Raw genomic sequence first — 15,502 nt, 5'->3', positions numbered from 1 at the left:
CGGAGTTGGAGGAAAGGAACTGGCAGATGTTTTCCACTTTTACACTCCTTCAAAAAATCGCGTTGTCCCTGTCCGCCGTCCTGCTGCTCTCAGGCAGTCTGTTGGGATATGCCGCCTGGCAAAAAGCAAAGGAGGCCGCAGCGGCTGATACGGAAGCAGACGCGGTCGCTCAACAGGTGCAGCGGCTGCGGCAAAAAGTCGTGCAGCAGGTGAATCCGCCCGATCTGCTGAAGTTGGGGCGGGCGATTCCGAACGATTGGGAAATGGCCCTGTTTTTGGCCGACTTGACGAATACAGCGAAAGCCAACAAGGTGGTGGTCACCAGTCTGACGCCGAGCGGTCCGCAAGCCGACCAGCTCACAAAAAACGGCGGATCGGCGAAGGCGGATGGATCGCAGGCAAAAGGGGGCACGGCTGCAGAGCCGAAACAGGACAAGCAGGGAAGCAGTTCGGCTGGCGGAACACCCGCTCAGCTGAGGGGGCAGCAAGTGGGACAGCAGACGGGACAGCAGCAGCATGCTCAGCTGGGAAGCCAGGGTGCAGCCGTTGGCACCAGTCCGCCACCGGAACTGGTCGGCATCTCTTCGCTTGAAATCTCGCTGAAGGCGGAAGGGAACCCAACCGATCTGGTGGCGTTTGTCGACCGGTTGCAGCAGATGCCCCGTTTTCTCTGGATCAATGACTATAACCTGGACTTTTCGTCAACAACGGCCGGATCGCCGGGTACTGGACCCAAGCTTGCACATTTGCAACTGAAACTGACGATCTATTCGCGGGCGCCGTGGGATGCCAAAGCGGCTGCCTCGGTGGAGTGGCCGTTTTCCATTGCACCGGCCGGAAACGGGAATGCTTTTGGCGCCCCGTGACGGAAATACAAGTCTTGCATTGAACCTATGGGTAAGGAGATGGCAGTCGGATGGCCCGGAAACGACTTGGCGACCTGTTGCTGGAATTCGGTCTGGTAACCGCGGATCAGTTGGAACAGGCGTTGGCCGAACAAAAAGTGACCCGCCAACCGCTCGGCGAGATTTTGACCCAAAGGGGATGGCTCACCGAGGAACAGCTGATTGAAGTCATGGAGTTCCAACTTGGGATTCCGCATATCAACATCGACCGGTATGAGATCGAACGGTCGGTGATCGATCTGGTGCCGGAGGAACTGGCGCGTCGGTATCAAGTGCTGCCTGTGAAACGAAGCGGCAACCGGCTGACGCTGGCGATGGTCGATCCGCTGGATTACTTTGCGATCGATGACGTCCAGATGACTACCGGTTTGCAGATCGATCCGGTGATCGCGACGCGGGACAGCATGCAGCGGGCGTTTGAACAATATTACAGCTTGAAGCGGTCGATCAGCGAGGTGCTGATGGATATCCAGCCGGAAGAGATCGATGAGGAACACGTGCGCGGCGAAGACGCACCGATCGTGCGGCTGGTCAACCAATTGATCGAGCAGGCGGTCGACAAACGGGCGAGCGACATCCATTTTGATTCGCAGCGAACAGGAGTGGTGGTGCGGTTTCGGATTGACGGTTTCCTGTCCACCCAGATGCGTCTGCCCAAACATCTGCAGCCGGTGTTGACTGCCAGGATCAAAATCATGGCCAGCCTCAATATCGCAGAGCGGCGGCTGCCGCAGGACGGCCGCATCCAATTGCAGGTGCGGGGGCGGCCGATCGACGTGCGGGTCGCCACCTTGCCGACGATTTTCGGCGAGAAGGTGGTCCTGCGCCTGCTCGATCTGAAGAATGCGATCACCCGAATCGAAAAATTGGGCTTTTCTGAGCGCAATGAACAGGCGTTTCTGCAGATGATCAACTCGCCAAACGGTATCGTTCTGGTCACCGGACCGACCGGCAGCGGCAAGACTTCGACCCTTTACGCGGCCTTGCATCACCTGAACACAGAGCAGAAAAATCTGATCACGATTGAGGACCCGGTCGAATATCAATTGGACGGGGTCAACCAGGTGCAGGTCAACCCGGCGACCGGTTTGACGTTCGCAGTCGGGCTCCGTTCGATCCTGCGCGAGGATCCGAACATCATCATGGTCGGCGAGATTCGCGACAGGGAAACGGCGGAGATCGCGTTTCGCGCCGGTTTGACGGGTCATCTGGTGCTTTCGACGCTGCACACAAACGATGCGCCGAGCGCCATCACGCGTCTGCTGGACATGGGGCTGGAGCCCTATTTGATCGCATCCACTGTGCGCGGTGTGGTCGCCCAACGGCTGGTTCGCCAGATCTGTTCGGAATGTCGGAAACCGTATCGGCCACTGCCGGACGAGGCGGCGGTTCTGGAAAAATACGGTTTTCGCTTGGACAAGCTGTGGCGCGGGTACGGATGCAGCGGCTGCAACAGGACAGGCTATCGCGGAAGAGTGGCGATTCATGAGGTGCTGCCGTTTGAGGAGCCGGTGCGAACGATGGTCTCCCAGCGGCATCCCGTACAGGCGTATCGGGAGTGGGCGGAACAGTGCGGATACCATAGTATGTTGCAGGACGGCTTGGAGAAGGCGGTACAGGGAATGACCACAGTCGAAGAGGTCTTCCGGGTCGCCATCCAGGGAGGGGCCTAAGACGTCGGAAAGCGGGATGGTACATTGAGCGGCGTCAAGATCACAACGTCGGCAAGGGCCTAGATTCTCAACGGAAAGTAGGGATGTGCATGGCAAGAATAGAGGAACTGTTGCGGGAAACGGTCGAGCGGGGAGCTTCCGACCTGCATATTTCGGTCGGCATTCCGCCGTACCTGCGAATCAACGGCCGGCTGGTCCCACTGGAATACCCGGTGCTGACGGTTGAGGAGTGTGAGGATCTGGCAAGGCAGCTTCTGAGTGAGGAAGCGTGGCGCAGTTTCGAACAAGCGGGGGAGTACGACTGTTCCTATTCGATTGCCGGGCTGGCGCGGTTTCGGGTGAACGTGTTCCGGCAACGTGGCACCGTTTCATTGGCTTTGCGAACGATCACATTCGGCCTGCCGTCGATCGACTCGCTCGGCCTGCCGTCGATCACCGAGGAGATCATCAAAAAGCCGCACGGGCTGATTCTTGTCACAGGACCGACCGGCAGCGGTAAATCGACCACGCTGGCCGCGATGATCAACCAGATCAACCACACGATGGAACGGCATATCATCACGCTGGAAGACCCGATCGAGTTTTTGCATCCGCACCGCAAAAGTATCGTCGTACAGCGGGAGATCGGGCTTGACACGGCCAATTTTGCGACCGGCTTGCGGGCCGCCCTGCGGGAGGATCCGGATGTGATCCTGATCGGCGAGATGCGCGACCGGGAGACGATCGCGACGGCGATCACGGCGGCGGAGACGGGCCATCTGGTGCTGGCCACGTTACACACGCCGGATGCGCCGCAAACGATCGACCGGATTATCGATGCGTTCCCGCCCAATCAGCAGACGCAGATTCGCTTTCAGTTGGCGAGCGTGCTGGTGGCCATCTACGCGCAAAAGCTGTTGCCGCAAAAAAATGGAACCGGCCGCGTGGCCGCCGTCGAGGTGCTGGTCAATATCCCGGCGATCGCCAACCTGATCCGCACGGAAAAGGTGCATCAGATCAAAAACATCCTGCAAACGGGAGCCCGCTACGGCATGCAAACGATGGAGCAGGCGATCAACCGGCTGATTCAGGAAGGAAAAGTCGACGCCCGTGATTGTGAATCACTTCTGCTGGAGTTGCGTCAATCGGTCATTTAATTCTAGGATATACCTTTTTATTTTTAATATTGTATTATGCGATAGAATTGTGTAAGGTGGAGAAAAAAGGTTCAGCAAACCCGTCAGGCCGCGGAGCGGCGGAGAGTCTGAAGAGAAACAGGAACATGCGGTTGGAATCAGGAGCGGTTCAGCGCATGTTCCTGTTTTTTGTTACGGACGGGAGCTGCCGGCACGGTGACTCTACAAGAAAACCCCGCACTTCCGTACGAGGGTGTCGATCGTTGCTTCAGAACAGCGGCAACGTATATTCTCCGGCGCCGATCAGAGCCACACCAAGGACCACCGCAATCAGAACCAGCGGATATTCGATGCCGCCTTTGTCGACCCAGAGACCGTTTGCGGCATGGACTTTCAGAATCGCAACCAGCATGGTGCCGATCAGGAGAACTGCGGCTACCGGCAGCCACAGTCCAGCTGCGAACAGCAATCCGCCCACCAGTTCTGCCAGACCTGCCAGAATCACCATCGGCACTCCCGGTTTGATGCCGATCGATTCCATCCAGCCGGCGGTGCCTTTCACGCCATACCCGCCAAACCAGCCAAACAATTTCTGGGAACCGTGCCCGGCGAACAAAAGCCCTACAACCAAGCGGATAACCAACAAACCTGCGTTCATGCAAAATCCTCTCCTTTTGGTATTATGATCATTAATAACTAACTTTATGTTAGCATATTACTATACGTTAGAATTATATGCAATCCCTATTTTTTTATGCCAGCAAAAAATAAATTTTCTCCCGCGCCAAAACAGGGTATGATGGAAAGAAAGAATTTTTGGAGTGGAGGACAGGAATGAGCTACACAACTGTGTTGTTTGATGTCGATGGCGTTATGTTAGGGGAAGATACATATTTTAACGCTACGTCGCAGACGGTCCACGAGTTGATCGTGACCGACCGGTTTTTGGGGCGTGCGCGGCAGGAGCCGGACCCGAACCGCGAGCGGCTGGCGGAGATCCGGCGGCAGGTGCTCGGACCGCACGACGAGGTGCTCGATTTTCTTAAGGGCCGTGGCGTCAATAGCAATTGGGACATGGTGTATCTGATGGTGTGCCATTCGTTGTTGAAAAATCTGGCCCGTGCCGAAGACAAGCAGTGGGCGCAGGATCTGTGCCAACGGGGGATCGTTTTGGCCGATTTTCCGGGGATTCGGGAGAAGGTCGATGTACAGCCGGCGTTTGCCGATTTTACCGCCGATTTTCCCGGAGAATTGGAAAAGCATCAGTTCCTCAGCTATTTGAACCAGCTTGCCCGCGAATGGCTCGGTGTGGAAACGGATGCGTTCGGACGGACCAGCCGGTTGTGGGAGGAGACACGGCAAATTTTTCAGGAGTTCTATCTGGGGGACGGAAAGCAGAAGCCGGGCTATCTGGAGCGGGAGGAGCCGATCGTGCCGGGCACGGAACTGCAGGCGCTGCTTGCGAAATTGTCCGGTCTCGGCGTGCAGCTCGGAATCGCCACCGGACGGCCGCACCAGGAGACAATGATTCCGCTCGGTGCGCTGGGAGTTCTCAACTACATCCCGCAGGAGCGGATCGCTACTGCCAGTACCGTCTTGGAAGCGGAAGCGGAAACGTCTGTCGCCCCGCTTGCAAAACCGCATCCATTCTCTTACTTGCGGGCGCTGCGCGGGGCTGGCCCAACGCATGCCGAACTGCTGCAGGAGAAGCTGCCGCTGAACCGGCCGGATGTGCTGGTGGTCGGGGATTCGCTGGCCGATCTGCTGGCGGCGCGGGCGCTCGGCGTGTCGTTTGCGGCCACTTTGACAGGCCACGAAGGAGAGCGGGCCCGCGGGATGTTCGAGGCGCACGGGGCGGATCACATTTTGCGGGATGTGCGGGATCTGGCCCAGCTGTTCGAAGTCTGAGGACGGATGCAGGCCGGGAGGAGAATGAGAATGAGACTGGCGTTTTTGTCCGATATTCACGGGAATGCGGTGGCGTTGGAGGCAGTCCTGGCCGACATCGCAGCAAAAAAAGCGGACAAGCTGATCGTGCTGGGAGACATCGCCTACCGGGGACCGGAGCCGAAACGGGCGGTTGAATTGGTTCGCCGCCTGAATGCGGATGTGGTGAAAGGCAACGCGGATGTGTGGACCGTTCGCGGAGTGCAGCAAGGGGAAGTCCCGGACTCCATGCTGGAGATGATGAACCGCGAACGGGAGTGGACTGCCGACCGGCTGGACCACGACGATCTGGCGTATCTGAGCGGACTGCCGACCGAATGGGAGCTCGAACTGTCCGATTCAATCAAGCTGCACGCGTTCCATGCGACGCCGGACAATTTGTTTGACGTGGTGTTGCCAGATGTTGCGCCGGATTTGCTGCGGCAGAAGCTGATGCAGCGGCCTGACGTCAGTCTGTATGTGTATGCCCATATCCATCTGCCGTACGTGCGGTATATTGACGGCAAATGTGTTGTGAACATCGGCAGCGTCGGACTGCCGTTCGACGGAATGGCAAAAGCGTCGTACGCGATCGTGGAGGCGGAGGGTGACCGATTTTCGGTGACGATTGAACGGGTGCCGTATGATATTGAGCGAGTGGTTGCCCAGTTCGAGGAAGGCGGCTATCCGAACCTGGACACGATGACGCGGGTGATCCGCCAGGCGGTCAGTCCGTTTGCCTTGCCGCAAAAAACAGATAAGCGGTAGAAAAAGTCCCGCCCGAGTAGGCGGGATTCATCTACCGGGTGTGCCTGCCAGTGGCGCCAGCACGATTGGCTTCCACCGGGATGGTGCGGTAGCCGCGTTTGTGCAGACCGGTGCCGCTGGTGTCGATCGTCAGCCTGGCGATATCGTTTCGCAACGCCACCTCGACCGCAGCCAAAGATTGGCGCGGGCGATCGCCAGTTCATCGCCGGTGAATGTGACTTTCCCGTTTTCCACCGTGACGTCTTCATATCCGAGTTGTTTGACTTCGCGGACGACAACCGCCTCCAGTCCCATGGGGGGCCGTTGCAGTTAATTCGATCCGATTCTGGGGTATTTTTCTAGAAGAGGAAGCATCGCCAAAAATTGTGACAAATTCTTGAAAACATGCAAAAACTACCGAGCACGATTTCTGCAAAATTTGATGAAAAACTACTTCCATTATCGTAAAATAGGATGTAGTTTGCAAACTGCAGTCCTATTCATATGCAGCGAGACGTACATACGTCTCCGATGGAGATAGAGGCTTGAGAGGAGGAACGGCTTCCTGGGAAACGACAGAATGTATCACTCATTCAGTTGAAGGAATCTCGGATCAGAAACAGGAGGGAGAAACGTGCCTACAAATTGGCTGCCGGAGTCTGTCACTTCTTTGGCGAAACAGACTGACTCTCTGTTCGTTCTCATTTTCGGCATTGCCTTGGTTGTTTTTGTCTTGGTTGAATTCTTGCTCATTTTTTTCCTGCTGAAATACAAACGCAGCAAGCGCAATCAGGAAGGTCTCGCTGTGCACGGCAATACGCGGCTGGAGATCATCTGGACGCTGATCCCTGCGCTGATCTTGGTCGGTTTGGGGATCTACAGTACCCAGATGACCTACAACATCCAGAAGGCGAGTGCCGCCGATGCTTACGAGATCGAAGTGATCGGCCGCAAATGGTCCTGGGAATTCAAATACCCGAACGGAGCTTCGACGATCAATGACCTGCGCATTCCGGAAGGCAAAAACGTGGTGCTGAAGATCACCTCGGCAGACGTGATTCACAGCCTCTGGCTGCCGGAAGCGCGGATCAAGCAGGACGCAGTTCCGGGCCGTCAAACGATCATCCCGCTCGGCCCCCTCAAGCCTGGCACATATCGTGTGATCTGTGCGGAGTACTGCGGTACCGCGCACACGAAGATGCTGGCGACGATGAAAACGGAACCGCAACCCGAATTTGAAAAATTCCTGGCGGATGCGAAGAAAGCGTCCGAAGAAGGACCGCAAGCCGGTCAGAAGCTGGCGATGCAGAACTGCCTGTCCTGCCACTCGACGGATGGTTCCAAGTCGGCTGGTCCGTCGTGGAAAGGCCTCTATGGTTCGCAGCAAAAGTTGACGAACGGAAGCACGGTCAAGGTGGACGACGAGTTCATCAAGAAAGTGCTCGAAGATCCGACGGCGAACGTGCCGGAAGGATACAGCCCCTCAATGCCTTCTTTCAAGGGCAAACTGGATGAAAAGCAGATCAAGTCGATCATCGAGTTTATCAAGACACTGCAATAACGACTGAAACCGCGAGAGGAGTGAAGAGGGTCGATGGCTACTGCTGCAGTTGCTGGAACCGCTCGGCCAAAATCGTTTTGGCGCGATTGGGTTCTGACAGTTGACCACAAGAAAATTGGCATCATGTATGCCGTTACCGCGCTGTTCTTTCTGATTTTCGGCGGTCTTGCCGCGGTTGCGATTCGGACGCAACTGGTGTTGCCGGAAGGAACCGTCTTGAAGCCCGACTCGTTTAACCAGTTTTTCACGATGCACGGGACGATCATGATCTTCCTGTTCGTCATCCCGATGCTGGCAGGTGCGTTTGCCAACTATTTGGTGCCGATCATGATCGGGGCACAGGATATGGCGTTCCCCCGCATGAATGCGCTGAGCTACTGGCTGTACCTCTTGGGCGGTATCATATTGATGATTAGCCCGCTCATGGGGAACATGCCGGATGTGGGTTGGACCGCCTATCCGCCTTACAGTATCGAAACGAAGGGGATTGGGCTCGATCTGTGGGTGACCTCCGTTCATATTCTGGGTCTTTCGTCGATTCTTGGAGCAATCAACACGATTGTGACGACTTTCAACATGCGCGCTCCGGGTATGACATTGAACCGGATGCCGCTGTTCGTTTGGGCCATGCTGGTGACTTCGTTCATTCAGTTGTTTGGTGTTCCGGCGCTCGCGGGTGCCGTTACAACCTTGCTGTTTGACCGGCACCTGGGCACCGTGTTTTACAATGTGGCGGCGGGCGGGGACCCGATGCTCTACCAGCACCTGTTCTGGTTCTATTCCCACCCGGCCGTATACGTGATGATCATCCCTGCGATGGGGATCGTATCGGAGATCATTCCGGTGTTTGCGCGCAAGCCGATTTTCGGTTATCACGCGATCGCCTATTCTTCCGTCGCGATCGGTTTGCTCGGATTCCTGGTGTGGGCGCACCATATGTTCGCTGCAGGGATGCAGGTGGAAGCCGGGATACCGTTCATGATCACCTCGTTGATCATTGCGGTTCCGACGGCGATCAAGATCTTTAACTGGCTGTCGACCATCTGGCGGGGAGCGGTTCGGTATACCACGCCGATGCTGTTCACGACGCTCGGATTTATCTTCCTGTTCACCATCGGTGGGCTGGGCGGTATTTTCCTGGCGGCAGTTCCACTGGATCTGCACTTGCATGACAGCTACTTTGTCGTCGGTCACTTCCATTATGTGCTGTTCGGCGGAACCATGATGGCGATCATTGCCGGCTTGTTCTTCTGGTTCCCGAAAGCGACCGGCCGCATGTACAATGAAAAATTAGGAAAGTGGACGTTCTGGATCTACTTTATCGGCACGAACCTGACGTTCTTCCCGATGCACATCAGCGGTTATCTCGGCATGCAGCGCCGTGTGTACGATTATACGCACACGGATGCCCTGCTGCTGATGAACAAGATCTCGACTGTCGGGTCGTTTGTCGCCAGCGCTGCAACCTTGCTGGTGTTTGTCAACATCGTCTATTCCCTGTTTAAGGGCGCGAAAGCGGAAGCCAACCCGTGGGGCGCACAAACGCTCGAATGGACGGTTTCATCACCGCCGCCTGAACACAACTTCCATGAGGTGCCGGTTGTTACCTCATATCCTTACAACTTCGGCATCTCTGCACAGGAAAAACGCCGGTTCGACGACGAGGAGTCGATCAGAGCATAGTGCTTCTCTGCCAGTTGCCGCAGCGTCTGAAACGGCGCTGCCGGCCGAGCGGCGGAACGCGGAAAATGCGTTGTCTGGCACGGCGAAAGGAGGGTGGGAGAATGAAATTCCGCCTGCCTCTGATCACAACGGTGGCAACCTATATCCTGATCATTCTCGGCGTGTTGGTGGTTGGATTCAAGGCCGGTCTCGCCTGTTCCGACTGGCCGTTGTGCAACGGCCATGTGATTCCACCGCTGCAAGGAATCATCCTGGTCGAATTTGCGCACCGGACGTTTACCACGTTGACCGGGATGCTGATTGTAACCAACGCGATTGTGTTATGGCGTAACTATCGGTTTGACAGGCTTGTGCGGATCCTGTCGGTCCTGTCGGTGCTTCTGTTGGGGCTGGTCGGAGTGATGGGCGGAGTGAACGTTCTCAACAAACTTCCACCCGGCCTGACGGCGATCGATATGGCATTCGCGATGCTGTTACTTTCGGTGCTCGTGGTGCTGACTGTTCGCGTCAGCAAAATCGAGTCGCAGCAATCGGAATCGACGGCGCGTGAAACATCCGGCAAGAGCTCGCTGCAAGTTCTCTTGAAACCGGCACTGTTCGCCTGGGCAGCCGTCTACTTGGAAACGTTGATCGGCGGATTTTTTAAGCACAGCAAGGCGTCCTACACCTATGTGTACCCGACGGAGCCTTTGGCGAACGCGTTGATCAGCCAGTACCAGTCCGCCCAGGTGGTCATGTATGTGCACATGTTTGCGTCGTTTCTGGTTGTAATGGCGCTCTTCCGGCTGCTGGTGTACGCGAGAAAAGAGAAAGCGTTTTTCAGACAAACGATCGGGCTGCTGATCTTGCTGGGCGTGCAGGCGTTTCTCGGATTTTTCTCGCTTGTCACCAAGCTGGAATTGTTTTCGACCACCGCCCATATGGCGGTTGCCTCGCTGATGCTGGCGATCAGTTCCTGGATTGCGGCAAGTGTCAAGTTTGAGCAAACGTACGCCGAATGGGTCGATGAGAACAATCGGATTGCGCAAGGCCGGACGGTTGTAACGAACGGATAGGAGGGGAAACGAGTGGAACAACAGTTATCTTATACGGCTGCTACAGCTACGACGAACCGCGCCATGGAGCCGGGACCCTTCTCCGAAGTGAACCGGACGGGCACCTGGCGCGATTATGTGACCGTTACAAAACTGGGCATCACAATGGGCAACATGATTGCTGTGTTCGCCGGCTATTGGCTTGGCACACGGGCGTTCCTCAAGGCCCACCCGGCCGCTTCATTCGATGTGGTGACGATGATTTTGGCGATGGTCGGAACGGCGCTGGTGATCATGGCGGGAACCAGCCTGAACAACTATATCGACCGCGATCTCGACCAGCAGATGGAACGGACGCGTCAGCGGCCGACCGCGCGCGGTGTTTTGACGCCGAAAAAAGTACTGATTTTCGGTTTGGCGCTGGCCGCAATCGGAACGGCGGCGCTGCTGTTTGTCAATGTGTTGACCGCGGTGCTGGGACTGATCGGCCTGTTTTTCTATGTGGTCGTCTACACGATGTGGTTGAAACGGACATCGTCTCTCAGCACGGTGATCGGCGGTGTTTCCGGTGCGATTCCGCCAATTATGGGATATGCGGCGGCGGCGGGCACACTGGATGCGAATGCGTGGGCAATCTTTGCCTTTATGTTCCTCTGGCAGCCGCCTCACTTCCTGGCGTTGGCGATGCGCCGCGTGGAAGATTACCGGGCGGCCGGAATCCCGCTGCTGCCCGTCCTGTACGGATTTGACGTGACCAAACGGCAATCCTTGCGGTATGTGGCGGCGATGGTACCGGTCACGTTCATCCTCTACGGATTGGGAACGGTCGGATTGGGCTATCTGATCACCGCAGTTGTCCTTGGGATCGGATATCTCTATATCTCGGTGGAAGCTTTTTACGCGAAAGACGATATCCAATGGGCGACGAAAAGCTTCCGTTATTCGCTGCTCTACATGACGACGTTGTTTGTGATGATGATTCTGAGCGCGAACTAGACAGTGATCGAATTGAAAGGAGTGACTTTCATTGGCTACGCAACATTCTCACATTTCGATGCCGGAGCCGGGTCCGGGTGCGAAAGACAACGGTCAGTTGGCGGCTTGGCTGGGCTTGGTCTCGTATACGTTTTTCCTGGCTACGTTCGTTGCGGCAAACGTCTATCTGCGCGGCTGGAGACCGGATGTATTCGGCGTGGAACTGCCGGCGGACGTCAAGAGCTTTTCCTATATCAGCACGTTGGTCCTGATTGTGACAAGCGTCGTACTGCTGATCGCGGGGGTTTCCTTCCGCAACGGCAGCTACAAAAAGTTCCTCGGCACGATGGGTTTTGGCGCGATCCTCTACGCGACCCATCTGGTGTTGCAGATTCAACTGATGATGAAATATATCGCTCTCGGTAAAGCGGTCGCGACAATCAACGCGACGATTACCGCGTTCCAGATTTTGATTACGCTAACAAGCCTTGCGCTCATCGCGGCTGTCGGTTGGTACGGCGATGCGAAAGACGGCAAAGTGCTGCGCCGTTTGGTGCCGGGTGCGATGGCGGTGTGGATGTACGCCGTGGTCGTAGGTATCGCGGTGATGATCATCACCGACGTGGTGTCCGTCGGCCAGTTTGCGGAATGGTGCGGAACACGGCTGAAAGAACTTGTGAAATAACGGGAGGGATATCAGATGGGCTTGATTGGATTTGCTCTGGGACTGTTCGGTTTTGTCGGTTTGTTGGCCTTGGTGTTCTGGTATTCGTCCTCGATCACAACGAAAAAATAGACAGCCGTCGGAAAATCGGCCGGCTGAGCAAAATTGACGAAGGAAAACGGCGGGTCGCCTTGCACTCGGCAAGGAAGCCCACCGTTTTTTTTTTTTACCTACCGGAGCTGCCGTTTATGCAAAAACAGAAACGCTGCCACCGTGATCGCCAGAAAATAGACGGCATAGATCAGCAGCGACGTCAGCTTGTTGTGGGCGAAGTTGCTTCCCGCCAGGTTGAAGACCAGATTGGAGGGGAGCTTGCCCAACACGGACGCCAGGAAAAACGTCGTCGCCGGCACCAGGCTTACACCCGACAAAATGTTGACCGCCTGCGATGGCAGAACCGGAATGAGGCGGACGAACAGGATGCTGAGGAACGCGTTTTTTTCAAAATACCTCTCAAATTCCTGCACTTTCGGATACTTCCGAATATAGTTTTGCGCCCAATCGCGGAATCCGTAGCGGGCCATCCAAAACATCAGCATTGAGCCGATTACAGCGCCGGACAACGTAATGGCGGTGCCGGTCCAGGTTCCGAACACGCTGCCGATCACTCCCGTCACCACGACAAACGGGACAACCGGAAAAAAGGCGATGATCGCCACAAACAAGACGCTGACGATGATGGAGATCATGCCGCCGGCCCGGATCCACTCGAGAAACAGTTCCCGCTGCCAGTAGCCCAGCAGCACAATTGCCAGAAACAGAAGTATGGTCAGGTATCGCTTCACATCTCACCCTCGCTTTGGCTGTATCCTGCAGTTGCCAGGCTTGCTTCGAAAGTACTCTTTTTTATGATACCCTGTCTGATAGAGGAATAGAAGGGGGTGGCCGGATACGGACCTATGAAAATTGCGAGGTCGATGGACATTTGGTAAAACGAAAAGGGTTCCCGGCGAATAGGGAACCTTTTTGCAATCAGTGATTTCTGCAACCACCGCAGCCGCCGCTGCGGCAGCCGCCCGATTTTTCCTCGAAAATCTCGGCCGGAACATCCGGCGCCAGCGTATTGATGATGGTGCGAGTGATGCCCTGCATCAGTTCGTTCAGTTCTTCCTGATACGCTTTGTACTGCTCCATCAGCGGGATCTCGGCGATTTGCCGCAATACTTCATCGTATTCCTGCTTGGCCTTGACGGCAGTCGGGTGGTCGTAGCCAAACCGCAGCGAAGTCCGGGAATAGGCGTTACGCTTCGCTTTTGCAACAAACAGCAGCGCTTGCGCGTCAGGGTGACGGTTTATTTTATCCTCGGCTTGCTGAAAACGGACGAACGTTTCGGTTGACTGAATCAAATGGACCAGTTCTTCCGCTTTCTGCAAGATCCGGGTTCGGTGTTCGAGAGCATCGGGACTTGCAAGATCCTTCATCTGCAGGCACCTCCTTTTTGACAATCAGCTTGCAAGTGAAACGACATAATGTCATTATAACCGAAAAACCGGACGAACGATATTTCCTTTGTTTAGGGAACAGATGCTGCGAGGAAACACGATATGGTATCATCTCGTTAGCAGTGCTTACCAACACGGATAGGGGGAAGCTCGATGGCTAAGGATTTGCAGACCGTAGTCGAGGAATTTCGCCGGTACACCCGGCGCATGAAGGATTACACGGAGGCAATCGGTTTATTGGCGTGGGACCTGCGGACGGGCGCGCCGAAAAAAGGGCAGGAGCAGCGTTCGGAAGTAATCGGCACCCTGTCTGCCGATCTGTTCAAGATGGGCGTGTCGGCGGAAATGAAAGAATTTTTGGATCGCTTGTCGGAACCGGATACATACGAGCAGTTGGATCCGATCACGCGCGGCGTCGTTCGCGAATGCAAAAAGGAATATGAGCGCAGCCAGCGGATCCCGGCGGAACTGTACCAGGAATATGTGGTGCTTGTTTCAAAGTCGGAAACCGTCTGGGAAACGGCCCGAAATCAGAACGATTTTGCGTCCTTCCGCCCGTATCTGGAAAAAATCCTCGAGTATCTGGACCGCTTTATCGAGATTTGGGGGTACCAGGGGCACAAATACAACGCGCTGCTGGATCACTATGAACCAGGCATTACGGTCGACATCCTCGATCCCCTGTTTGCCGACCTGCGGGGCAAGTCGATCGAATTGCTGCATGCGATTCGGGAGCGGGGACGGGCGACGGACACCTCGTTTTTTCAGAAGCGGTTCCCGACGGTCGACCAACGCCGGTTCAGTGAACATGTCCTGCAAAAAATCGGCTATGATTTTGAGGCGGGCCGCTTGGACGAAAGCGCCCATCCGTTTGCGACCGGGCTCAATCCGGGCGATGTGCGTGTGACCACGCGCTTTCAGGAGAACGATTTCCGGACGGCGATTTTCGGGGCGATCCATGAAGCCGGGCACGCGATGTACGAACAAAACATTTCGCCCGATCTGATTGGCACTCCGCTGTGCGATGGAGCTTCGATGGGAATCCACGAATCGCAATCCCGCTTCTGGGAAAATATGATCGGCCGCAGCCGCGAGTTTTGGCGCTATTTCTACCATGACCTGACGGCGTTTTTCCCGGAACCGTTGCAGGGCGTGTCGGTCGACGATTTCTATCGGGCGGTCAACCAGGTCGAACCGTCCCTCATCCGGGTGGAAGCGGACGAACTTACCTACAACCTGCACATCATGCTGCGCTACGATCTGGAAAAAGCGTTGATCTGCGGCGACTTGAGCGTTTCCGAGCTGCCCGTCGCGTGGAACGAAAAAATGCGGGAGTACCTGGGCGTCGAGGCGCCCAACGATGCGGACGGGGTAATGCAGGATGTGCATTGGTCGGCCGGACTGTTCGGGTATTTTCCCTCCTATTCGCTGGGCAATATCTATGCCGCGCAGTTTGAAGCGGCTTTGCGGCGCGATCTGCCGGACTACAAGGAAGCGGTGAAACGCGGGGAGTTTAGCGTCATCAAGCAGTGGCTGCGCGACAACATCCACAAACATGGCAAGCTGCTGGAACCGAGGGAAATCCTCGTGCAGGCAACAGGTGAATCGATCGACGTGCGTTACCTGGTGAACTATTTGCAAGAGAAGTACCAGTCGGTGTACGAACTCTGAGCCACAACAAACGATCAGGAGAACCGCCGCATCCTTCGCAGGTTG

At 55.9% G+C, this 15,502-nt stretch carries 14 protein-coding genes and 1 pseudogene; 11 read left to right on the top strand and 4 right to left on the bottom strand.

The features are described 5' to 3' along the window. Positions 1-26 precede the first annotated feature (26 nt). From C230_RS0107150 to C230_RS0107140, 3 genes are all read left to right on the top strand, one after another. Positions 27-866 carry a hypothetical protein gene (locus tag C230_RS0107150; protein WP_018131346.1) on the top strand — a complete coding sequence of 280 codons (840 nt, stop codon included), beginning with the start codon at positions 27-29 and terminating at the stop codon, positions 864-866. 50 nt (positions 867-916) lie between these two features. After that, entirely contained in the window at positions 917-2,578 is a 1,662-nt protein-coding gene (locus tag C230_RS0107145; RefSeq protein WP_018131345.1) for a GspE/PulE family protein, read from the top strand. Positions 2,579-2,667: 89 nt separating this feature from the next. Then, a complete protein-coding gene (locus C230_RS0107140) occupies positions 2,668-3,714 on the top strand; it encodes a type IV pilus twitching motility protein PilT (RefSeq protein WP_018131344.1) in 1,047 nt (348 codons plus the stop codon). A 247-nt stretch (positions 3,715-3,961) separates the two neighbouring features. On the opposite strand, the gene C230_RS0107135 is transcribed toward C230_RS0107140, so the two are convergent. Further along, entirely contained in the window at positions 3,962-4,351 is a 390-nt protein-coding gene (locus tag C230_RS0107135; RefSeq protein ID WP_018131343.1) for a DoxX family protein, read from the bottom strand. 176 nt (positions 4,352-4,527) lie between these two features. On the opposite strand from C230_RS0107135, the gene C230_RS0107130 reads away from it, so the two are divergent. Continuing rightward, positions 4,528-5,601: an HAD family hydrolase gene (locus C230_RS0107130; RefSeq protein ID WP_018131342.1), complete on the top strand. Its 1,074-nt coding sequence runs from the start codon at positions 4,528-4,530 to the stop codon at positions 5,599-5,601. Between the two features lie 30 nt (positions 5,602-5,631). Continuing rightward, positions 5,632-6,387: a metallophosphoesterase family protein gene (locus C230_RS0107125; RefSeq protein WP_018131341.1), complete on the top strand. Its 756-nt coding sequence runs from the start codon at positions 5,632-5,634 to the stop codon at positions 6,385-6,387. Between the two features lie 162 nt (positions 6,388-6,549). Here C230_RS0107125 and C230_RS23865 read toward each other — a convergent pair. Continuing rightward, positions 6,550-6,706 (bottom strand): annotated as a pseudogene (locus C230_RS23865) (class I SAM-dependent RNA methyltransferase); the annotation flags it as partial. 294 nt (positions 6,707-7,000) lie between these two features. Between C230_RS23865 and coxB the strand changes: the two are divergent. The 5 genes from coxB (at position 7,001) to C230_RS0107095 (ending at position 12,304) form a co-directional block, all read left to right on the top strand. Then, complete coding sequence (gene coxB / locus C230_RS0107115; protein ID WP_018131339.1) at positions 7,001-7,927, top strand: cytochrome c oxidase subunit II; 927 nt, start codon at positions 7,001-7,003, stop codon at positions 7,925-7,927. 33 nt (positions 7,928-7,960) lie between these two features. After that, the gene (ctaD, locus tag C230_RS0107110) at positions 7,961-9,610 is read left to right on the top strand and encodes a cytochrome c oxidase subunit I (protein ID WP_018131338.1); all 1,650 of its coding nucleotides are present in this window, start codon (positions 7,961-7,963) and stop codon (positions 9,608-9,610) included. A gap of 101 nt (positions 9,611-9,711) precedes the next feature. Continuing rightward, positions 9,712-10,665: a COX15/CtaA family protein gene (locus C230_RS0107105; protein WP_018131337.1), complete on the top strand. Its 954-nt coding sequence runs from the start codon at positions 9,712-9,714 to the stop codon at positions 10,663-10,665. Between the two features lie 12 nt (positions 10,666-10,677). Beyond that, entirely contained in the window at positions 10,678-11,640 is a 963-nt protein-coding gene (cyoE, locus tag C230_RS0107100) for a heme o synthase (protein ID WP_018131336.1), read from the top strand. Between the two features lie 31 nt (positions 11,641-11,671). Beyond that, on the top strand, positions 11,672-12,304 hold the full coding sequence (locus C230_RS0107095) for a hypothetical protein (protein WP_018131335.1): 633 nt from the start codon (positions 11,672-11,674) through the stop codon (positions 12,302-12,304). A gap of 209 nt (positions 12,305-12,513) precedes the next feature. On the opposite strand, the gene C230_RS0107085 is transcribed toward C230_RS0107095, so the two are convergent. Both C230_RS0107085 and C230_RS21280 read right to left on the bottom strand, forming a co-directional pair. Next, positions 12,514-13,128 (bottom strand): TVP38/TMEM64 family protein, encoded by a 615-nt coding sequence (locus C230_RS0107085; protein WP_018131333.1) that lies wholly within the window; start codon positions 13,126-13,128, stop codon positions 12,514-12,516. Between the two features lie 187 nt (positions 13,129-13,315). Beyond that, a complete protein-coding gene (locus C230_RS21280) occupies positions 13,316-13,765 on the bottom strand; it encodes a YlbF family regulator (RefSeq protein WP_018131332.1) in 450 nt (149 codons plus the stop codon). 174 nt (positions 13,766-13,939) lie between these two features. On the opposite strand from C230_RS21280, the gene C230_RS0107075 reads away from it, so the two are divergent. After that, entirely contained in the window at positions 13,940-15,457 is a 1,518-nt protein-coding gene (locus C230_RS0107075; protein WP_018131331.1) for a carboxypeptidase M32, read from the top strand. Positions 15,458-15,502 lie beyond the last annotated feature (45 nt).

Origin of the sequence: Effusibacillus pohliae DSM 22757 (assembly GCF_000376225.1) — a bacterium.
Taxonomy (GTDB): domain Bacteria; phylum Bacillota; class Bacilli; order Tumebacillales; family Effusibacillaceae; genus Effusibacillus; species Effusibacillus pohliae.
The sequence above is the reverse complement of the archived record's forward strand: the minus strand, read 5'-3'. Positions and strand labels throughout refer to the sequence as shown.